Below are 20,846 nucleotides of genomic sequence, written 5' to 3'. Positions count from 1 at the left end.
CGTCGCTCGGGTTCATCTCGGCGACATGATCGGCGAAATCGCGCTGGCGATCGAGATGGGCGCCGACGGCGTCGATATCGGCAAGACGATCCACCCGCATCCGACGCTGGGCGAATCGATCGGCATGGCCGCTGAAGTGTAGGAAGGGGTGTGCACGGACTTGCCGCCGCCGCGCAAGCGGTAGGTCATTTGATGTCGTCCCCGCGTTCGCGAGGACGACGGGATATACTGCGCGGTGACACAGCAACAAAAAACCGGGACTCGTCCCGGTTTTTTGTTGCGCCGCTGCTTTCAATTAATCGTAACTGGTCCAGCTCTGCGGAATGTCAATGTTCCCATTACGCGCAGCCTCGGCGTACGCGCGCATCTCGGCCAGCACCGCTTCCATATGTTCGTCGCTCGGGTTCAGCTGAAAACCCTTCATGCGTTCATTGAGCGCGGCATGCTGGTCGCGCCATTCGTACCGTGCTGCCTTGCTCATGTCGGCACCTCGCCGCTTTCAAAGTTCGTGTTCATAGCGCCTCCTGAAATCGACACGCCAGAATGACTCAATCGCGACCGGAGTTCGGTACGCTCACGCACACTTGCGCGACGGTCTTTTAAGCCGCGCGCAGCACGCTGCGGTAAAACAGGTCGAGCCGCTGTTCGAGTTCGCGCAGCACCTGCGCGCGCGGCTGCGCCGGCTGGCCGAATATCAGCCGGCTGTACTGGTCGCCGCTGATGCAGTTGAGCAGGTGGACCGGCAGCAAATCGAGGGGGGCGTCGTCGCGCAACTGGGCGCGGATGTCGGGCCGCGCGAAAAACCGCAGCAGCATGTCACGCGTTTGTTTCGGCCCCGCATCGAAAAACGTCTGCGCCAGTTCCACATTGCCAGGCGCGTCGGCGATTACCATCCGCGTCATGCTGAGCGCTTCGGGCATGCTCACCAGGTCGAGAAAGTGGGCGCTGAAATCGCTGACGATTTCCTTGAACGGGCGCTGGTCTTTTTCCATCTCGTGGGTATTGAAGAAGCGCTCGCGGTTGGCCACCAGCACCGCATGCAGCAAGCCGGCCTTGCCGCCGAACTTGACGTAGATGGTGCGCACGGCAACGTGGCATTCGCGCGCCAGCATTTCGAGGCTGACGTTGCGGTAGCCTTGCTTGAGGAACAATTGTCCAGCAGTGTGGACAAGTTCGTGCAGGCGCGCCTCGCGCTCGCTGCTGCGCGGCCGGCCGGCGCATTTGGCACATGTTGAAATCGGCAAGTCTGTAGTCATGTGCGAACTGTAGTCCAATTTAAAATGAAATGCAATCGTTTCATTTCTTGACTTGGCTAAAAATCTGGCTAATAATGCTCTTCTACCATCCCCCCCATTCCCGGAGTTGTCCCATGTCAGCCACGCCCACCAAGCTCGATCCAAAGCCGCTCGCCGTCGCCGTGCCGGCTGCCGCACCGGCCGAGGCATCGGACAAAGCACCGCCGAACAGGCGCGTCATCGGCATCGTCACGGTGATCGCCCTGGTCGCGCTGGGTGTGGGCGGGCGCATGTGGTACCGCAGCCATCATTACGTCGAGACCGAAAATGCGTACGTGTCCGGCCACGTGACGCCGGTGTCGGCGCGTGTTCCCGGCGTCGTCACGCGCGTGCTGGTGGAGGACAACCAGGCGGTGAAGGCGGGCGATGTGCTGGCCGAGCTCGACCCGGCCGACCAGCGCGTCAAGGTCGAACAGATCGAAGCCCAGATCGCCAGCGCCGAGCAGCAGGTGCTGCAGTCCGACGCCACCATCGCCCAGGTCAAGGCCCAGGCCAGCGGCGCCCAGGCGCAGGTGGCGCAGTCGCAGGCCCAGCTGATGCGCGCCAATCAGGACGCCGAGCGTTACGGCCAGCTCTACAACACCCAGATGAAGGCGGTCTCGAAAGCGGAACTGGACGCCGCCAATGCGGCCCGCGCCGGCGCTACCGCCGACCTGGCCGCGCGGCGCGACAACGCGCTGGCCGGCCAGGCGCAGGTCGCCGCCGCCGGTTCAGCGCGCGAAGTGCTCAAATCGCAGGTCAAGGTGCTGCAGACCCAGCTCAAGGACGCCAGGCAGCAGCTGGGCTACAACCAGATCGTCGCCCCCGTGGCTGGCCGCATCGGCAGGCGCAGCGTCGAAGTGGGCGCGCGCGTGCAGCCCGGCCAGCAGCTTGCCGCCATCGTGCAGGATGCGGTCTGGATCACCGCCAATTTCAAGGAAACCCAACTGGCCGGCATCGCGCCGGGGCAGGCGGTGCACGTCGTCATCGACGCCATGCCGGACCATCCGCTGGTCGGCCGCGTCGACAGCTTCTCGCCGGCGTCGGGCAACCAGTTCGCGCTGCTGCCGGCCGATAACGCGACCGGCAACTTCACCAAGATCGTCCAGCGCGTGCCGGTCAAGATCGTGCTCGCCGCCGCCGACGTGCGCAAACTGGGCGGGCGCCTGGTGCCGGGCATGTCGGCACTGGCCGAAATCGAACTGCGCCAGAGTATGGCGAAGCCGGCGGCGGCTGCCCCTGCCCCTGCCGCTAGCCACTAAGCCACCGCGATGACGAGCACCACTGACACACCGCGCGGCGCGCTGGTGCCGGCCGCCGCCGACCAGAAAGTCGACCTGCGCACCTGGGTTGCGGTCGCCGCCGGCATGCTCGGCGCGTTCATGGCGGTACTGGACATCCAGATCACCAACTCGTCGCTCAAAGACATCCTCGGCACGCTGTCGGCGACGCAGGAAGAAGGCTCGTGGATTTCGACCGCCTATCTGTGCGCCGAAATTGTCGTTATCCCGTTGGCCGCGCTGCTGGTGCGCGTGTTTACCATGCGCGGCTACATGATCGGCACCACCGCCGCGTTCCTGGTCTTCTCGACCCTGTGCGGGTGGGCCTGGAACCTCGAGAGCATGATCGTGTTCCGCATGCTGCAAGGTTTTACCGGCGGCGCGCTGATCCCGATGGCGATGACGCTGGTGATGGTCAAGCTGCCGCCGTCGAAGCGGGCGACCGGCATGGCCATCTTCGGCCTGACGGCGACCCTTGCGCCGACCATGGGGCCGACCTTGGGCGGCTACCTGTCGGAACTGTATGGATGGCCGTCGATCTTCTATATCAACTGGGTGCCCGGCCTGCTGCTGATTTTTGGTGTCTGGTGGGGCCTGGACAAGGAGAAGATGGCGCTCAAGATGCTGGCGCATGCTGATTGGGTCGGCATCGCCTTCATGGCGACGGGCCTGGCCTGCCTCACCATCTTCCTCGAAGAAGGCAATTCGAAGGACTGGTTCGATTCAGGCTTCATCATCACCTTCGCCGCGCTGGCGCTGGTGGGCATCGTCGGTTGGGTCGCCACCAGCATGACGCGCGCCGAGCCGTTCGTGAACCTGCGCCTGTACGGCGACCGGAATTTTTTGGTGGCAACGGCGCTGTCGGCCTGTGTCGGCATGGGCCTGTACGGCGCCTCGTTCCTGCTGCCGCTGTATCTTGGCCAGATCGCCGGCTATACACCGATGCAGATTGGCAAAGTGATCATGTGGGCCGGCCTGCCGCAACTGCTGGTGATGCCGTTCGCCGCGGCGCTGTCGTCGAAGGTCGACAACCGCATCCTGTGCTCGATCGGCCTGGGGCTGTTCGGCGTTTCCTGCATGATGAACTCGCACATGGACGCGACCACCGGCTACGACCAGCTGCTGTGGTCCCAGGTGGTCCGCGCGCTGGGCGTGCCGTTCATCATGCTGACCTTGTCGAACTTCGCCATGCAGGGCATCTCGCAAAATAACATGTCGTCGGCGTCGAGCCTGTTCAACATGACGCGCAACCTCGGCGGCTCGGTTGGCATCGCGCTGCTGGCCACGGCGCTGACCAACCGCGAACACTTCCACTCGGCGCGCCTGGGCGAATCGATTTCCAGCTATGCCGGCGCAACCCAGCAGCGGCTCGACCAGATGACCCAGGTCTTCGTCGCCAGCGGCGTCGACCCGGTCACTGCCGCCAACCAGGCGCTGGCCGCGCTGGACCGGATCGTGCGGCGCGAATCGTACATCATGGCTTACAACGACGCCTTTGTAATCATGGGCTTTGTGCTGATCGGCTGCATCGGCGTGCTCTGGTTCGCCAACAAGGTCAAGTCGCCGTCGGGCGCCAGCGGCGCCGGGGCGCACTAAACACGCCAACAAGAATAATTTACGGGAATGACATGCAAAAATCTTTTGTTCGCGGCGCACTGGCGCTGTCGCTGGCGGCGCTGACCGGTTGTGCCACGGTCGGCTCGGGTTTCATCGAACCGACCCCGCCGCAGTCGGCCGCCTGGCGCCACGCCGACGCCGCCAAGTTCGATAGCGCGCGCCTGCCAGCCGAGTGGTGGACGGTGTTCAACGATCCGGCGTTGAATGCGCTCGAGCAGCGCGCGGTGCGCGACAATCCGGGCGTAAAAGCAAGCGCGCAGCGCCTGCTGCAGGCGCAAGCTCAGCTCGGCGTGTTCCGCGCCGCGCAAGCGCCGACGTTCAGCCTCGGTGCCTCGGTGGCCAATTCGCGCAGTTCGGCCGAAACGTCGCAGGCGCTGGCGCTGGGCGGCCGCTCGATCAAGGGCAACAACTTCGCCCTGGGCGCGTCGCTGTCGTACGAGCTCGACCTGTGGGGCCGGGTCAGGCGCGTGGTCGAAGCGGCCGACGCGCAGGCGCTGGCGGCGCAGGACGACCGCGACGGCGTGATCCTGCTGCTGTCGACCCAGGTGGCGGCCAACTACTGGCAGCTGCGCGGACTCGACGCCGAAATGGCGATTTTAAATAGCGCCCTCGGCACCCGGCGCGAGTCGGAGCAACTGGTCGAAGCGCGTTTCAACGGCGGCCTGTCGAACGAACTCGACCTGTCGCGCGCGCGGGTCGAACGCGCCAACGCCGAAGCCGACCTGCACGACGTGCAGCGCCAGCGCAACCTGCTCGAACACAGCCTGGCGATTCTGGCCGGGGTGTCGCCGTCGGCGCCGTTGATCGCCGCGCTCGGCCACGCCGACCTGCCGCAACCGCCGGCGATTCCGGTCGGCCTGCCGGCCAGCCTGTTGTCGCAGCGGCCGGACCTGGCCGCCAGCGTGGCGCAGCTGCGCGCGGCGAATGCGCAAGTAGGCGTGGCCGAAGGCGCGTTCTATCCATCGCTGAGCCTGACCGGCAATTTCGGTTACGCCTCGGAGAGCCTGCGCAACCTGGCCAGCGGCAGCGCACGCCAGTTCTCGGCCGGGCCGCTGGCGTTGTCGCTGCCGCTGTTCGATGGCGGCCGCAACCAGGCTAATTTAGCGGTGTCGAAAGCGCGCTACGAAGAAGCGGTGGCGAACCATGAAGGCCGGCTGCTGACGGCGCTGCGCGAAGTGGAAGACGCGCTGTCGGACGTGCGTGGGCGCCAGCTGCAGGGCGAAGCGCAGTCGCAGTCGCAAACGGCGGCGGCGCGCGCCTACGTGGTGGCGCAGGCGCGCTACGAGCGCGGGGTGTCGAACTATCTCGACGTCACCGATGCGCAGCGCAGCTCCCTCGGCGCCGACCGCGCGACAGTGCAGATCCGCACCCAGCGCCTGCTGGCGACAGTGGCGGTGGCGCGCGCGCTCGGCGCGGGATGGACGCAGGGTGCGCCGTTGGCGACGATCGGGCAGGCGACTTCGGCGAGGTAGCGGCGTTGGCCGAAACGACTTGCTGGCAATGACAAGGCGCTCGACAAGATGGAGCAGTCGGCGCCGAACGATATCCGTTCCGCTTTTACAACAACGGCATCGCTGGCGGCATCCACCCCGGCAAAAAATTCGATTGCGTCCGCTCGCCAGGCCGCCGAGGGAAACCCGGCAGCCTTTTATTACTTGCTTGCTTGCCCGCGCCGTCAGGCTGGCCACCATGCGAGATTATTTTCAAAGTGTTAAGGGATTAGGCAGAAGTTCATAATAGATGTTGTACGGCCATTGTTTCATTGTGATAAAGTATAAATAGTTGCTTTTTAGACTTATCAGAATTTACTTCAAGCAGTCCGCGGCCGCTGCGCCGGCCGTCCCTTCCCCAACTTCGCCACCAAGAGCAAAAGAATGAAAAAATCCAGCATGACAATCGGGCTGCGCCTTGCGGCCGGTTTCGGTGCGGTATTCCTGTTGATGGCCGTCTTGACCGCGCTGGCGATCAGCCGCGTCGACAGCATCGACGCTAGCCTTGATCGGATCAACGACGTCAATAACGTCAAACAGCGCTACGCCATCAATTTTCGCGGCAGCGTGCACGACCGTGCGATCGCCGTGCGCGACGTCGTGCTGGCCGCCGATCCTGCCGCTGCCGGGGTGCACGTCGACCTGATCAATAAGCTCGCCGGCAATTATGCCAAATCGGCCGCACCGCTCGACGCGCTGTTCGCAGGGCGCGCCGACACGTCCGACGAGGAAAAATCGGCACTGGCCGGCATCAAGGCGAGCGAGCGCAAGACGCAGCCCCTGATCGCCAAGGTGATCGCGTTGCGCCTGGCCGACAGCACCGCCGAAGCCGACACCTTGCTGGCGCGGCAGGCAGCGCCTGCCTTCGTCGAATGGCTTGCCAGCATCAATCGCCTGATCGACCTGGAGGAAAGTCTCAATAAGATCGAAGCCGACAGCGCGCGCGCGGTATCGCAATCCTTCCTGTTATGGATGTTGGTGCTGTGCGCCATCGCGATCGCTGCCGGCACGCTGGCGGCCTGGGTCATCAGCCGCGGCCTGCTGCGCCAATTGGGCGGGGAACCGGGCTACGCCGCCGCGATCGCCGGCAGCATCGCCGCGGGCGACCTCGCCGTCGCCATCGACACCAGGCCGGGCGACAAGTCCAGCCTGCTGTTCGCGATGCAAGGCATGCGCAACAGCCTGGTCGACATCGTCAGCCAGGTGCGCACGGGCACCGCCACCATCAACACGGCGTCGGCCGAGATCGCCGCCGGCAACGTCGACCTGTCGGCCCGCACCGAGAGCCAGGCCGGCGCGCTGGAAGAAACCGCTTCGTCGATGGAAGAGCTGACCGGCACCGTGCGTCAGAATGCGGACAATGCGCGCCAGGCCAATGTGCTGGCGATGTCGGCATCGGAAGTGGCGGTCAAGGGCGGCGCGGTGGTGGCGCAGGTGGTCGACACGATGGCGTCGATTAACGAATCGTCGAAGAAAATCGTCGACATCATCGGCGTGATCGACTCGATCGCGTTCCAGACCAATATTTTGGCCCTGAACGCGGCGGTCGAAGCGGCGCGCGCCGGCGAGCAGGGCCGCGGCTTTGCGGTCGTCGCCAGCGAGGTGCGCAACCTGGCGCAACGCTCAGCCGCGGCGGCCCAGGAAATCAAGACACTGATCGGCAGTTCGGTCGAACGGGTCGACATGGGCGCGCGCCTGGTCGATCAGGCCGGCAGCACGATGCAGGACATCGTCACCAGCGTCAAGCGGGTGACCGATATCATGGCCGAGATTGCACTGGCCAGCCAGGAGCAGACCGCCGGCATCGAATCGGTCAACAAGGCAATCGGGCAGATGGACGAGGCAACCCAGCAGAATGCTGCCCTGGTGGAACAGGCCGGTGCCGCCGCGATGTCGCTGGGCGACGAAGCGAAGGCCTTGTCGCGGGTGGTCAGCATTTTCAAGCTGGGCGCCGCTGAGCCGACGGCCCCTGTGCCGGGCGGCGCCGCCTTGCGCCGCCCGGCACAGGGGCCGCGCGCCCGCAAGCAGCCGGCGCAGCTGGGCAGCGCCAAACAACAGCACGACGAGTGGGAGACGTTTTAATTACGGTTTTAACTACGGTTTTGACAAGCGCGGCGTGAGCGTACCGAAACGCCGTTCGCCGCCGCCACTGCGCGCCGTGGGAATGCCTGAATTTGCTCAATAGTACTAACGTTAACTGATGGTTTATTCAAAAAATGTACGTTCACGCACAGAGGCGTAGCGGGTGTTGGGCGTCAAATGATGGCATATACATCAAGTTATTAAGGGACAACCATGAAAACCATTCTCGCAACGCTGTTGGCAACCGCAGTCAGCGCCAGCTTCGCGGCCGCACCGACCGCAGCGCTGAACCACGATGCTGCGACCTACAATAACGTGACGAAAAAAGTGGCCGCCGACTACAAGGCGGCCACGGCGAAATGCACCGCGATGACCGGCAACGCCAAGACGGTCTGCACGGAAGAAGCAAAAACTGCCCGCGCCCGCGCCGAAGTCGACGCGGTTGCCCAGTACAACAACACCCCGAAAGGCAGGCTCAGGGCGAGCACGGCCGTCGCCGATGCCGACTTCTCGCTGGCAAAAGCGAAATGCGGCGACACGACCGGCGCCGACAAGGATGCGTGCCTGGCCAACGCATCGTCGGTGCATACCGCCGCCCTGGCGGACGCCAAGGCCGACCGCGAGGCTGCCGCCAACACGTCTGCGGCCACCGATAGCGCCAGCCCGGTCACCACCACGGCAACGCGCGATGCCACCAAGGCGGCCGCCGTCGACAAGTGCGCGCAAGTTGGCGGTCAGCCGAACGCCGGTTGCCTGATCGACAACAGCGCCGCCGCGAACGGTACGGCGGGCGTCGCCGGCGCTGCCGTCAGCGCCGCCGACAAGACCCGCAGTGCTGCCGCCACCGTGGCCGAAAAAACCAGGGAAGCGGCGTCGACCGTCGCCGACAAGACCCGCAACATGGCCGCCGTTGTCGCCGGCAAGACCGAGCGCGCCACCGACCGTGCGGCAGACACGGGTACTGCCGCAACCCGGAAGTCCGGCGTCGTGATGGCCGACTCGGTCATCACGACCAAGGTCAAGGCCGATTTTTTCAAGGAGCCTGAACTGAAATCGATGGCGATCCACGTCGAAACCGAAAAAGGCGTTGTCATGCTGAGCGGCTTTGTCGATTCGAAAGCCAACGCCGACAAGGCGGTTCGGCTGGCCAAGGGTGTTGACGGCGTCTCCGACGTCAAGAGCGCAATCAAGGTCAAGTAACGTTCGATTCAGGCTTGAAAGCAAAACGATGCCCGCGGTGATGCACATTGCCGCGCCGGCACCGCCTTTTCATGGATATTTTTCTTATTTTCAGCGCCGCAATGGCGTGCGCCATATCGATTGCGTTTTAACTATCGGTCCGCGCCGCGGAGTATAATTTTGCGGTGAACAGACTAGAAACCTTCGGACTTATTGCCGCCCAGGCAGAACGCGGGGAAATCATTTTTCCCACCAGCGTGAACGCCGCCCTGCGCCTCCAGCTTGCGCTCGACGATCCTGATTGTCACATCGAGAACGCGATCAAGCTGGTGCTGGGCGAACCGCAGCTCGCCGCGCGCACCGTCGCGCTGGCCAATTCGGCCGCGTTCAACCGCAACGGCGAAGCGACGGTGACGAACGTGCGCGCCGCCGTCATGCGCATCGGTTACCGCAGCCTGCAGATGCTGGTCGCCAGCCTGGTGGTGCGCCAGTTCGGCAGCCGCATCGTCAACCCGCTGGTGCGTGCGAAAGCCGAACAGTTGTGGCAACACACGGCGCACGTTGCCGCACTGGCCAAAGTGTTTGCCCTGCGCGTCACCCTTGTCAATCCCGACACTGCGCTGTTCGCCGCCATCGTGCACGAGGTCGGCGGCTTTTATTTACTGTCGCGCGCCGACGAGTTTCCGGGCCTGCTGGACGCCGACCCGGAGAACTGGATACAGTTGTGCGAAGAAGTGGTCAGCCGCGAAGTCATGCGCAAGCTGGCGATCCCGGACACCGTCATGGACGCGATCCAGAACCTGCGCAGCAGCTTGATGGGAATACCGCCGGCCAGCTTGCTCGACACCTTGTTGCTGGCCAATCAGTTCGCTCCAGTACAATCCCCGCTCGCGCTGCAAGCCCCCGCCATGCCCGTGCATGAAGAAACCGCCCTCGATTTCGTACTCGACCGGGCCACGCTGGGCAGCGTCTTGCAAGAAGCGGCCGACGAGTTCCAGCGCCTGAGCGCGGCGCTGCTGGTCTGAGCGGACCCGATAACGGCATCCTGCAAGCTTGCGCGGGTAGTAGCGTTGCCGGCGTTGTCGGCATTCAGCGCCAGTATTGGCCGCCCCATGCCAGCCAGGCTATCCGAAGGCGTTCGAAAGAGGGCGGTTCAAGATGCCGGCGCCTGGGCAATTCGCTCTCGCCGACGCTGAACTGAGCCAGGCCGACGGGCGCGCGACCCAGCGTGCCTCCAGGGCGCGCTGACGCAGTGGCGCCATCGGCAACTTGCGAAGCTGGCGCCGCAGTAAGAACCCCGGTCGAACCGACCGCGTGGATGTTGTTTTTTTAAATTCTGGAGTAGGATGAAAGCTCTTCCGGAAAACATAGCCGGAATCCATTTTCGCTCACTTCGGGCAAGGAGCAGCCCATGCTGTCCCAGGATCGATCGTTGCGGTTTGCGCGAATGGAAAGAGACGCAGCGCACTTGCGCGCACGGTTCAAGGCGCTGACGTCCGCCCACGGTTATTTTTATGCGCATGCCATGCTCAAGTCCGTTTCCGTTTCCGATCCCTCTGGCGGCGGCTATATCGACGCCACCTTCATGGACGTGCGGATCAGGTTCCAGTTGCTGATGATATTTGGCGACGACTTCGAGCCGCGCGGACGCGTGGTGTGCATGCATTGCCACACGACGTACGGCCGCATCGTTCAGGAAAGCCTGGGCGCCTTCACCTTCGATGCGCAGGGGATGACGGATCTGGACTGCGGCATCGACGGCCGCGTGGTAGAGATCGACGCATGCGCGCCGCAGATCGTGCTGATGTTTCTCGAACGGGCGTTCGGCGCAAACCGCTTCCTGTAGCTGTGGCGTTTTGGTTCGATGCGTGCGAAATTGTGCTCCGTTCTGAGCGTGAGCTAACAGACCCGGTCAAAAGCGGTAACGATACTTGGATATTCAAGCCTTTGGGCTGCGTTACTTCGGCACTGCCATGCCGGGGCCATCAACCGTCACGCGTCGTCAGCCTGGGTCCGTATTGCTTCGGTCCGATCCCGGATAGACCGATGTTTCTTTCATAGGAGAACAACTATGCGTCATTTTTCTTCAGCACCACGCACCCTGATCGCCATTCTCGCGCTCGCGTCGATTACTGCCGGATGTAGCCAGATGAGATCCTCGCCGTCTGGCGACATGGGCGCACCATCGGGGATGGGCAGTGGCGGCGCCACCAGCGGATCGAGCGGCTCCGGCAGTACCGACATGGGGCCGGGCGCCGTCGGCACCAGTACAGGTATGGGTACAACTTCCGAACCGGGGGTGAGGAACAATTCCGGCCAGACTTCCGGTTCCACGCCTAATTCCTCTGTTCCAACATCGGATGGCAGTCGATAGGGAGTACGGCCAGGTTCGCCATAAAGTAAACCCTTAAAGCCCGCGAACCTGTGTTCGCGGGCTTTTATGTTTTGCGTGTTGCTTCGGTAGCCCACGGAAGTAAATCGCGGGGTTGCTGGTTATTGCTGGGTTTTGCTGGTTGGCCGTGCGCGATTCGATGCTGCCGAGATGGCGCGGCGCTACGCCCACCTGGCGCCGACACCGATGGCGAAGCACGCCGCGGTGATTGGTGCTCTACCAAATGCACCGTCGATGCTGGCAAATGCTCGAATATTCGGCGAAATTGGGTTCCCGCCTGCGCGGTCGCGGCAGTTGATGCTTCAATTCTCGATACAAGCGCAGCACACGGGGCAAATAGCGGATCGGCCCAGAAACAAATAAAGCAATTACGATCACTCGTAATTGCTTTATTTGACTACTGCTTGTCTTTGGTAGGCCGTGCGGGATTCGAACCTGCGACCAACGGATTAAAAGTCCGCTGCTCTACCAGCTGAGCTAACGACCCGAAGAGGCAAGATTATAGCCGGCCAATTGCATTTCCGCTAGGCCTGTTTTGCCGATGTCATCAATTACGAGAGCGCGGCCGTCACCTTCAGCACTTCTTCGACCGTCGTCACGCCCTCGACGACTTTCATGGCGCCGGCGATACGCAGCGGCTTCATGCCGTCGGCGATGCTTTGGCGGCGCAGTGCCTGCAGATCGGTTGCCTCGCCGATCAGCTTGGTGAAGCCTTCGGACACCGTCAGCAATTCGTAGATGCCGGTGCGCCCGCGAAAGCCGGTCTGGCGGCACTCCGGGCAGCCGATCGGCCGGTAGATCGGGATAGGTTTCGGAATGTTCCAGCTGCCGCCGATGCTGTGCCAGACGTCGTCGCTGATCTCGCCGTCGGGCCGCTTGCAATGCGCGCACAGGGTGCGCACCAGGCGTTGCGCCAGCACGCCGATCAGCGTCGCTTCGAGCAGGTAATGCGGCACGCCCAGTTCGAGCAGCCGCATCACCGCCGACGGCGCGTCGTTGGTGTGCAGGGTCGACAGCACCAGGTGGCCGGTCAGCGCGGCCTGGATCGCCATCTCGGCGGTGCCGAGGTCACGGATCTCGCCGACCATGATGATGTCCGGGTCCTGGCGCATCAGCGCCTTGACGCCGTCGGCGAACGACAGGTCGATGCCGGGCTGCACCTGCATCTGGTTGAACGAAGCTTCGACCATTTCGATCGGGTCTTCCACCGTGCACACGTTCACTTCGCTGGTGGCAAGCGCCTTGAGCGTGGTGTACAAGGTGGTGGTCTTGCCTGAGCCGGTCGGGCCGGTCACCAGGATGATGCCGTGGGCGCGCGCGGTCAGCGCATCCCAGCGCCGGGCGTCGTCGAGCGGGAAGCCTAGCTCCGGCAAGGTCTTGACGACTACTTCCGGATCAAAAATGCGCATCACCAGTTTTTCGCCGAACGCGGTCGGCAGGGTCGACAGGCGCAGCTCGACTTCCTGGCCGCCGTTGGTGCGGGTCTTGATGCGGCCGTCCTGCGGGCGGCGCTTTTCGATCACGTCCATGCGCCCGAGCAGCTTGATGCGCGCCGTCATCGCGATCATCACCACCGCCGGCACCTGGTAGACCTGGTGCAGCACGCCGTCGATGCGGAAACGGATCGAGGCGAAGTCGCGCTTCGGCTCGAGGTGGATGTCGGAGGCGCGCTGCTCGAATGCGTACTGCCATAGCCAATCGACGATGTTGACGACGTGCTGGTCATTGGCATCGAGCTGCTTGTTGGACTTGCCCAGCTCGACCAGTTGCTCGAAATTGTTGCGCAGCGCCAGGTCCTGGCCGTTCGATTTATTCGCGCTCTTGATCGACTTGGCGAGGCTGAAAAACTGCGAGATGTATTGCGCGATGTCGAGCGGGTTGGCGACCACCAGCTGGATGGTGCGGCGCGAAATCTTGGCGATTTCGGCTTGCCACTCGAGCATGAACGGCTCGGCGGTGGCGACGACCAGCGTGGTGGTCGTCAGTTCGAGCGGCAAGATATTGAAGCGCGCCGCGTAGCCGGCCGACATGACGTCGGCGACCCGGGTGAAATCGATTTTCAACGGGTCGATGCGGGTGAACGCGAGGCCGACCTTGGCGGCGGCCCACTCGGAAATGACGTCGAGCGTCATCAGCCGGTGCGGCGGCTGGGCGGAGATGAGCTTGCATTGCGCCACCGCGGTCATCGGATGCATCGCGCCGGCCGCGTTTTTCAGGATGCCCTGGGCTTGCGCGAAGTAGGCCTTGACGGCGGACTTGTCGACGATGCCGTCGGCCAGCATCCACGAGAACAAGGTCTGCAGGTCGAGCGTCCGCGCGCGCGCCGGCCGGGTAGGGCTGCGCGCGCTTGTCGTTGCTGTCGTTGCTGTCGTCGCTGGGGTTCCTGTTCCGTCTGCACTCAAAGCTGTCTCTCCGGTCTGGGCTGCGGGTCTTACTCGGCTGAATTGATACCCTTGAGCCACGACTTGGCGGGCAGTTTCGTGGCGGCCACGATCGCCGCCGCGCGCGCGGCCAGTGCGTCAAGGCTGGCAGTCGGGCGGCTCTTGAAGCAGAGCGCCACCACATTACCATCATGCACTTCCGGCAGGCAAATAACGTGATCGAAGCCATAGCGCATGGCCTTGATGTTCTTCGCGAAACTTGGATGGTCGCCGAACAGGTTGACGGTCATGATGCCGCCCGGCGCCAGGCAGGCGCTGCACGAGCGGTAGAACTCGGGCGTATCGAGCACCGGGCCGCGCGCGGTGGCGTCGTACAGGTCGCATTGCAACACGTCGAACGCCTCAACATTGGCCGGATTGTCGACGAAGTCGAGCGCGTCCATTTCGAGCACGGACAGGCGCGCGTCGCTCAAAGGCAGCTTGAACATCGATTCGCACACGGCGATGACGGAGGCGTTGAGCTCGACGGCGGTAACGGTAGCGTCAAGGAAAGTGCGGTAACAGTATTTGGTCAGCGCGCCGCTGCCCAGGCCAAGTTGAGCGATAGCACGCGGTGCCTCGATGTACAGCATCCACGCCATCATCTGCTGCGCGTATTCGAGTTCCGGCCAGTCGGGCTTGCGAATGCGCATCGCCCCTTGCACCCATTCGGTGCCGAAGTGCAGGTAACGCACGCCGTCCTGTTCGGACAAGGTGATGGGGGCAAACTTTGGTTTGCGCGCGGGGCGGCGCGAAGATTCGATTTGTTCGATGGATTTTCGTTTGATAAGCATAGGGCGACCTGATTTGATCGCCCTATTATCGTTGCAGAAGTTCGCTTGACGCAAGCGCGGACCCATCGGGGCGCTCGCGCCCCGATGGGTTTGACCGTTTAATTGTTAACTACCGCTTTAATGCTTTCACCTGCTGCTTGCTACTGGTTCTTACTGGTTCTGCTCGGGCTCGACCGACACGCGCAGGCGCACGCGCTGGCCCGGGTCGCGCGCCATCACGCTGGTGTAATTACGGCCGCGGTAGTCGTAGGTGACTTCGTAGCCGTTGGTGCGCGACTCGACCGACTCGACGGTACGGCACTGGCGCACCGCCTGTTCCTGGAACTGCTGTGGCTGGTTGTAGTTACGGCCGTCGTTGTCGATACGGTCGCCCGCCATGGCGCCGGCGATGGCGCCGGCAGCGGTGGCGGCGGTGCGGCCGGTGCCGCCGCCGACCTGGTTGCCGAGCAGTGCGCCGGCGATGCCGCCGATGATCGAGCCGCCGGCGCTGCGCTGCTGCGTCTGCTGGACCGGCGCCTGGATGTATTCGGTGCGGCACTCCTGGCGTGGCTGGCGAACTTGCTCGAAGCGTGGCTGCACCTGGATGACGCGGCCGAAATCTTCAAATTCGGCGGCTTGCACCAAGGGCAAGGTGGCCAAGCCTAGTGCGGAAATCAACAATTTGGCGTGCGTGTTCATCATAAACCTCGTTAGGAGTGGAGCGCGGGTTGGCCAGGCAATGAGGCCATGTTCGTATACTAATGCGAGAACGGTGATTTCGGCAATCCACGTGGCAACAAGATGTAACAAGCCGCCATCGTCTTGCCCGAAGCGTTGGCCTCGGGCTCAATTTCTGTAAAACTCCGCTTATTTTTGCAAATATTTCGCTTGCGATCACATTCGGGTTGATTCAGTTACCGCAAAACGTTACCCTTACAGAAAATTATAGGGCTTATTGACGTCAAGCAACGACACCAGGAGAATCGCGTTGATGTCCGATGCAACGGACAGGCAACAAAGCGCTAACAACAACCACCGCTAGCTACGGGTCGATTTGAGGGAAAAATGAGTTTGCTGATAACAGTGCCGCCGAATCTTGTGCAATCCATTCGTGCTTTCCGTGTCGTGGAATTGCAGGAGGAAGCCGTTCGCCTTGGCCAGCATTTCTTGTACGCTCATTGCGCCGATGCGCTGACCAAGCAGCAGGTGTGCGGGCGCATCGGTGAAAACTTTTATTTTCCCAAACCTTGCAGCAAAAACTTCGACGCCCTCAAGGAATGCCTGACCAACACGATCAACGCGGCGGGACCGCAGCCAGGGTTTATCGTTGTGCTCGAACAGTTACCCAACACCCAAAAATTCGACAAGGAAGCACGCGAAACCTTGCTCGATGTATTTCGCGACGCCGCCGATTACTGGGCGGAGAAGAAAGTGCCGTTTCGGGTGTTTTATTCGTTTGAGTAAGGCCGGATTCTGCGTATGCCTCAGCACGTCGCCCTAGCGAGGAGGCATTTCTGCCAGTGGCAGGAATGACGGGCAAGTGCTTATCTAAACTGCGCCCATATTGCGCGCGCCGCATTCTCCCTACCACGCAATCGTGGTGCACTGCAACAATTTCTCCCCGTTTCCTTTGTCCGACCTGCCGGTCAGGGTACAATGCGCACCATGAAAAACATTGTGATCCTGATTTCCGGCGGCGGCAGCAACATGGCGGCGATTGTGCGTGCGGCGCAATCGGAGCAGTGGCCGGCCCGGATCGCAGCGGTCATCAGCAACAGGGCGGACGCCGGCGGCCTGCCGTTTGCCCAAGCAAACGGCATCCCGACGGTAGTTATTCCCAGCCAGGACTTCGCCAGCCGTGACGCCTTCGACGCCGCCCTGCGCGCGGCCATCGACGAGTTTTTGCCTGACCTGATCGTGCTCGCCGGTTTCATGCGCATTCTCACCGCGCCATTCGTCGCGCATTATGCCGGCCGCATGCTGAACATCCACCCGTCGCTGCTGCCCCGTTTTTCCGGCCTGCACACACACCGCCAGGCGCTCGCCGCCGGCCACGACCGCCACGGCGCCACTGTCCACATCGTCACTGCCGAACTGGACCATGGCCCGGTGCTGGGCCAGGTGGAAGTGGCCGTGCTGCCAGGCGATACCGAAGCCGCGCTGGCGATCCGCGTGCTGCAGCAGGAACATATTTTGTATCCTCGCGTCATCCGCGATTTCATCGAACACGGCGCCCCGGCGCAGCATTAAATAACACGTAGTTAACCAAGGAATATCATGAGATTGCCTCCAGCGATCCTCGGCAATACTGAAGAAGTATTGCGCGAGATCTTACGTTTTTCAGCGCCTGCCGACACCACGTTGTCGCGCTATTTCAAGGACCATCCGCGGCTGGGGCCGCGCGAGCGCGGCGCCGTTGCCGAAGGCATCTACGCGATCCTGCGCAACAAGTCGTTCTTCACCGACTTCGCCGAAGCGGGCCAGAGCCCGACCATGCGGCGCCTGACCATTCTCGGCCTGGCCGAAGCGGTCGGCGCTGATTCGCTTGCCGGCCTGACGGAAGAAGAAACAGAGTTTCTCACCCGCATCGCCCAGATTGACCGCAACCTGATGCCGCCGCAAATGCGCTCGAACCTGCCGAAGTGGCTGTTCGACAAGTTCGTTGCCCAGTATGGCGAAGCCGAAACGCTCAAGCTGGCCGATGCGTTGAACGCGCCGGCGCCGCTCGACCTGCGGGTCAATTCGATCAAGGCCACGCGCGAAGAAGTGATGGCGAAACTGCTGGAGGCGCCGATTGCCGCCGAACCGACGCCGTTCGCGCCGCTCGGCCTGCGCGTGCTGAAAAAGCCGTCGCTGCAAAACCTGCCGCTGTTTAAGGAAGGCGCGATCGAAGTGCAGGACGAGGGCAGCCAGATCCTGTCGCAGATCGTCGGCGCCAAGCGGGGCGAGATGGTGGTCGACTTTTGCGCCGGCGCCGGCGGCAAGACGCTCGCCCTCGGTGCGCTGATGCGCAACACCGGCCGCCTGTACGCTTTCGACATCTCCGAAAAGCGCCTCGCCAAGCTCAAGCCGCGCATGGCGCGCAGCGGTTTGTCGAACGTGCACCCGGTGCAGATCGCGCACGAGCGCGATGCCAAGGTCAAGCGGTTAGCCGGCAAGATCGACCGCGTGCTGGTCGACGCGCCGTGTTCCGGCCTGGGCACCTTGCGCCGCAATCCGGACGTCAAGTGGCGCCAGAAAATCGAGGCCATCGCCGAGATGCAGCAAAAGCAGGCAGCGATCCTGGACAGCGCCGCCCGCCTGCTCAAGGGCGGCGGCCGGCTGGTGTATGCCACCTGCAGCCTGCTGACAGAGGAAAACGAATTCATCGTCGAGCAGTTCCTGGCCGCGCATCCTGAATTCGACCTGGTGCCGATGAGCCGCGTGTTGGCCGAGCAGAAAATCGCGTTGGAGATGGACGATTACCTGAAGCTGTTGCCGCACAAGCACCAGACCGACGGTTTCTTCGCCGCGGTGCTCGAGCGCAAGCCGTTGCCGCCGAGGCCGCCGAAGGCGAAGCTTGACGATGAGGTTGACGAGCCTGATGCCGACGCCGACGCCGATGCATCGGCTCCCGCCGCTTCCGCCTGACCTAAGCGCCGCCGCCGATGCCCCTGCCCAAACTGCTCTCCGATTTCCTCGATGACTTGCGCGAGCCGGGCATTCTCTGGCAAGCCGGCGCCATCGTCTTGTGCATCGTCATCGGCTGGGGGCTGGCGCGCTTGATTCGCGACCGCTTCCTGCAACGCACACCCGCCGACGAGGCCCATGGCCCCGTGCGGCGGCTCGGCATGCGCAGTTTCGCCCGGGTGCTGGCCCCGCTGCTGATCCTGGGCTTGCTGGCACTTGCCAAGATGATGTTGACGCGCAACCACATCCACGTCAACCTGTTGCGCCTGGCGATGCCGCTGTTCGCCTCGTTTGCGCTGATCCGTACCGCCTTTTACCTGCTGCGCCGCGTGTTTGCGCGGCACGGGCCGTTGGGCGCCACCATTCTAACGTTCGAAAAAATCTTTTCGCTGGTGGTCTGGCTGGCAGTGGCGATGTACATCATCGGCCTGTGGCCCGACGTGTTCGACTACCTCGACGACACTTTGTTGCCGCTGGGCCGGCACAAGGTCTCGCTGGCAACCATCTTGCAGGCGGCAACGTCGGTCGTCGTGCTGCTGATGCTGGCGCTGTGGGCCGGCACCGCGCTGGAAGAGCGGCTGATGGGCGTGGAGGGCATGCATTCGTCGCTGCGGGTGGTGATGGCGCGCATGAGCCGGGCGGTGCTGATCGTCGTCGCCGTGCTGGTTAGCCTGAACATGGTCGGTATCGATCTGACGGTACTGTCGGTGTTCGGCGGCGCTTTCGGGGTCGGGCTGGGTTTGGGCATGCAGAAGATCGCCAGCAATTACGTGTCCGGTTTCGTCATTTTGCTGGAGCGCAGCCTGGCCATCGGCGACATGATTTCGGTCGATAAATACACCGGCAGGGTAAGCCGGATCAACACCCGCTATACGGTGTTGCAAGGACTCGACGGCGTCGAAACGGTGTTGCCGAACGAGATGCTCATTTCCGGCCCGGTGCAAAACCAGTCACTGTCGAACCGCATGGTGCGGGTCTCCACGGTACTCAATGTAGCGTACGGCAGCGATCTCGATTCCCTGATACCCTTGCTCGAAAATTTGGTCATCGGGGTGGCGCGCGTGCTGGAAACGCCGGCGCCGGGGGCGTCACTCAACAAATTCACCGCGGACGGTTTTGAACTGGAACTGGGTTTTTGGATCAGCGATCCCGAAAGCGGGCGCGGTGGCGTCGTGTCGGATGTGAACAAGAAGATTTATGCGCTGGTCAAGTCGGGCGATATCAAGTTGGCATTACCCAGGCTCGATACCAACTTGCTCGATGCGCATATCGCAGCGACAGTGGCAAAAATCTCACAAAGTGTCACCAATTAATAGGGCTAATTGTGCCGTGCGATAGGGAACCGCGTAAAATATGTGGCTTGACGACCGTTTTCGACAAAGCGGCGCGCCTTGACGGAAATTCACCTTGGAGCAGTAATGGATTTGTTAAGTACCATGTTTGACGCCGTACTTGGTTTTTTTGATGGCGGCCTGCTCGGTTTAACCGGTTGGCAGGTCTTTTTTTACACCCTCGCGGTCACGCATATTACGATCGCCAGCGTTACGATTTACCTGCATCGTCACCAGGCGCACCGCGCGCTGGAACTGCACGCAATTCCGAGTCATTTTTTCCGTTTCTGGCTGTGGCTCACCACCGGCCAGGTCACCAAGGAATGGGCCGCGATCCACCGCAAGCATCACGCCAAGTGCGATACCGAAGAAGATCCGCACAGCCCTGTCACGCGCGGCATCAAGAAAGTGTTTTGGGAAGGCGCCGAACTATACCGCGCCGAATCGAAGAACCTGGAAACCATGGAGAAGTACGGCCATGGCACGCCGACTGACTGGATCGAACGCAACTTGTACACGCGTTTCAGCTGGCAGGGCGTGATGCTGCTACTGATTACCAACGTCGCGCTGTTCGGCGTCATCGGCCTGACCATCTGGGCCGTGCAAATGATGTGGATCCCGGTCATGGCGGCCGGCGTGATCAACGGCATCGGCCACTACTGGGGCTACCGCAACTACGATTGCGCCGACGCGGCAACCAACGTCTTGCCGTGGGGCATCTTGATCGGCGGCGAAGAGCTGCACAACAACCATCACACGTTTGCAACGTCGGCCAAACTGTCGAGCAAGTGGTACGAGTTCGACATCGGCTGGCTGTATATCCGTATTCTCGAAACGTTCGGCCTGGCCAAGGTGCGCAAGGTGGCGCCGGAGCCTAAATTTACTCACGGCAAGATGGTTGCCGACTTCGACACCTTGCATTCAGTGATTGCCAATCGCTACGACGTCATGGCCAAGTACGCCAAGTCGTTCAAGCATGCATGGCACGAGGAAATCCCCCGCCTGAGTGCGAAGGCCGAGCTTGAAACGCGTTTCCTGAAGTCGTCGCGCAAGCTGTTGCAGCGCGAGCCGGCCAAGCTCGCGGAACCGCAGAAGCAGCAACTGGTCGAGCTATTCCAGCACAGCAAGGTGCTCGAAACGATGCATAACATGCGCGTGGAACTGGGCGCGATCTGGGAGCGCTCGCACTTTACCAGCGATCAGCTGCTGCACCAGCTGCAAGACTGGTGCGCGCGAGCTGAAGCATCCGGCATCAAGTCGCTGCAAGAGTTTTCGTTCCGCCTGCGCAGCTATGCCTGATCGTCGTTCGTAACAGGACTGCCGCAATGATAATGGCCAC

Annotated in this window: 19 protein-coding genes and 1 tRNA gene; 13 read left to right on the top strand and 7 right to left on the bottom strand. The window is 62.5% G+C overall.

Annotation, left to right across the window (positions count from 1 at the left end; all coding sequences use genetic code 11):
- A partial coding sequence (locus CR103_RS23840) for an oxidoreductase dimerization domain-containing protein (RefSeq protein WP_143752569.1) occupies nt 1-142 on the top strand: 142 nt, incomplete at its 5' end.
- A gap of 153 nt (nt 143-295) precedes the next feature.
- On the opposite strand, the gene CR103_RS10050 is transcribed toward CR103_RS23840, so the two are convergent.
- Together CR103_RS10050 and CR103_RS10045 are read right to left on the bottom strand one after the other, a co-directional pair.
- Nucleotides 296-481, bottom strand: coding sequence for a hypothetical protein (locus CR103_RS10050; RefSeq protein ID WP_099915854.1), 186 nt, complete (start codon nt 479-481; stop codon nt 296-298).
- 118 nt (nt 482-599) lie between these two features.
- Nucleotides 600-1,256 carry a TetR/AcrR family transcriptional regulator gene (locus CR103_RS10045; protein ID WP_099915853.1) on the bottom strand — a complete coding sequence of 219 codons (657 nt, stop codon included), beginning with the start codon at nt 1,254-1,256 and terminating at the stop codon, nt 600-602.
- Between the two features lie 113 nt (nt 1,257-1,369).
- Here CR103_RS10045 and CR103_RS10040 point away from each other — a divergent pair, with 113 nt between their 5' ends.
- The 7 genes from CR103_RS10040 (at nt 1,370) to CR103_RS10010 (ending at nt 10,768) form a co-directional block, all read left to right on the top strand.
- Nucleotides 1,370-2,536, top strand: a complete 1,167-nt coding sequence (locus CR103_RS10040; RefSeq protein WP_099915852.1) for an HlyD family secretion protein — start codon at nt 1,370-1,372, stop codon at nt 2,534-2,536.
- Nucleotides 2,537-2,545: 9 nt separating this feature from the next.
- The gene (locus tag CR103_RS10035; RefSeq protein ID WP_099915851.1) at nt 2,546-4,150 is read left to right on the top strand and encodes a DHA2 family efflux MFS transporter permease subunit; all 1,605 of its coding nucleotides are present in this window, start codon (nt 2,546-2,548) and stop codon (nt 4,148-4,150) included.
- Between the two features lie 32 nt (nt 4,151-4,182).
- Nucleotides 4,183-5,643: an efflux transporter outer membrane subunit gene (locus CR103_RS10030; protein WP_099915850.1), complete on the top strand. Its 1,461-nt coding sequence runs from the start codon at nt 4,183-4,185 to the stop codon at nt 5,641-5,643.
- 402 nt (nt 5,644-6,045) lie between these two features.
- Nucleotides 6,046-7,743: a methyl-accepting chemotaxis protein gene (locus CR103_RS23980; RefSeq protein ID WP_099915849.1), complete on the top strand. Its 1,698-nt coding sequence runs from the start codon at nt 6,046-6,048 to the stop codon at nt 7,741-7,743.
- Nucleotides 7,744-7,956: 213 nt separating this feature from the next.
- Nucleotides 7,957-8,943 (top strand): BON domain-containing protein, encoded by a 987-nt coding sequence (locus CR103_RS23330; protein ID WP_229442985.1) that lies wholly within the window; start codon nt 7,957-7,959, stop codon nt 8,941-8,943.
- A gap of 164 nt (nt 8,944-9,107) precedes the next feature.
- Nucleotides 9,108-9,947, top strand: a complete 840-nt coding sequence (locus tag CR103_RS10015; protein ID WP_099915848.1) for an HDOD domain-containing protein — start codon at nt 9,108-9,110, stop codon at nt 9,945-9,947.
- Nucleotides 9,948-10,333: 386 nt separating this feature from the next.
- On the top strand, nt 10,334-10,768 hold the full coding sequence (locus CR103_RS10010) for a hypothetical protein (protein WP_143752568.1): 435 nt from the start codon (nt 10,334-10,336) through the stop codon (nt 10,766-10,768).
- A gap of 230 nt (nt 10,769-10,998) precedes the next feature.
- Here the strand turns inward: CR103_RS10010 and CR103_RS22030 are convergent, their stop codons facing one another.
- From CR103_RS22030 to CR103_RS09990, 5 genes are all read right to left on the bottom strand, one after another.
- On the bottom strand, nt 10,999-11,256 hold the full coding sequence (locus CR103_RS22030; protein ID WP_143752567.1) for a hypothetical protein: 258 nt from the start codon (nt 11,254-11,256) through the stop codon (nt 10,999-11,001).
- 469 nt (nt 11,257-11,725) lie between these two features.
- Nucleotides 11,726-11,801: transfer RNA gene (locus CR103_RS10005), tRNA-Lys, on the bottom strand.
- 64 nt (nt 11,802-11,865) lie between these two features.
- Nucleotides 11,866-13,617, bottom strand: coding sequence for a type IV pilus assembly ATPase TfpB (gene tfpB, locus CR103_RS10000; protein ID WP_502510625.1), 1,752 nt, complete (start codon nt 13,615-13,617; stop codon nt 11,866-11,868).
- 128 nt (nt 13,618-13,745) lie between these two features.
- Nucleotides 13,746-14,528: a spermine/spermidine synthase domain-containing protein gene (locus CR103_RS09995; RefSeq protein ID WP_099915845.1), complete on the bottom strand. Its 783-nt coding sequence runs from the start codon at nt 14,526-14,528 to the stop codon at nt 13,746-13,748.
- A gap of 150 nt (nt 14,529-14,678) precedes the next feature.
- Nucleotides 14,679-15,206, bottom strand: coding sequence for a glycine zipper 2TM domain-containing protein (locus CR103_RS09990; RefSeq protein WP_099915860.1), 528 nt, complete (start codon nt 15,204-15,206; stop codon nt 14,679-14,681).
- Between the two features lie 366 nt (nt 15,207-15,572).
- Between CR103_RS09990 and CR103_RS09985 the strand changes: the two genes are divergently transcribed.
- The 5 genes from CR103_RS09985 to CR103_RS09965 all read left to right on the top strand — a co-directional run bounded on the left by CR103_RS09985 (nt 15,573) and on the right by CR103_RS09965 (nt 20,806).
- Nucleotides 15,573-15,971: a barstar family protein gene (locus tag CR103_RS09985; RefSeq protein ID WP_099915844.1), complete on the top strand. Its 399-nt coding sequence runs from the start codon at nt 15,573-15,575 to the stop codon at nt 15,969-15,971.
- A 201-nt stretch (nt 15,972-16,172) separates the two neighbouring features.
- A complete protein-coding gene (gene purN, locus CR103_RS09980; protein ID WP_099915859.1) occupies nt 16,173-16,757 on the top strand; it encodes a phosphoribosylglycinamide formyltransferase in 585 nt (194 codons plus the stop codon).
- A 27-nt stretch (nt 16,758-16,784) separates the two neighbouring features.
- Complete coding sequence (locus CR103_RS09975; protein ID WP_099915843.1) at nt 16,785-18,137, top strand: RsmB/NOP family class I SAM-dependent RNA methyltransferase; 1,353 nt, start codon at nt 16,785-16,787, stop codon at nt 18,135-18,137.
- A gap of 17 nt (nt 18,138-18,154) precedes the next feature.
- Nucleotides 18,155-19,489 carry a mechanosensitive ion channel family protein gene (locus CR103_RS09970; protein WP_099915842.1) on the top strand — a complete coding sequence of 445 codons (1,335 nt, stop codon included), beginning with the start codon at nt 18,155-18,157 and terminating at the stop codon, nt 19,487-19,489.
- A 123-nt stretch (nt 19,490-19,612) separates the two neighbouring features.
- Nucleotides 19,613-20,806 carry a DesA family fatty acid desaturase gene (locus tag CR103_RS09965; RefSeq protein ID WP_099915841.1) on the top strand — a complete coding sequence of 398 codons (1,194 nt, stop codon included), beginning with the start codon at nt 19,613-19,615 and terminating at the stop codon, nt 20,804-20,806.
- Nucleotides 20,807-20,846 lie beyond the last annotated feature (40 nt).

Source organism: Massilia psychrophila (assembly GCF_002760665.1).
In the GTDB taxonomy this organism is placed as follows: Bacteria; Pseudomonadota; Gammaproteobacteria; order Burkholderiales; family Burkholderiaceae_D; genus JAFCUW01.
The sequence above is the reverse complement of the archived record's forward strand: the minus strand, read 5'-3'. Positions and strand labels throughout refer to the sequence as shown.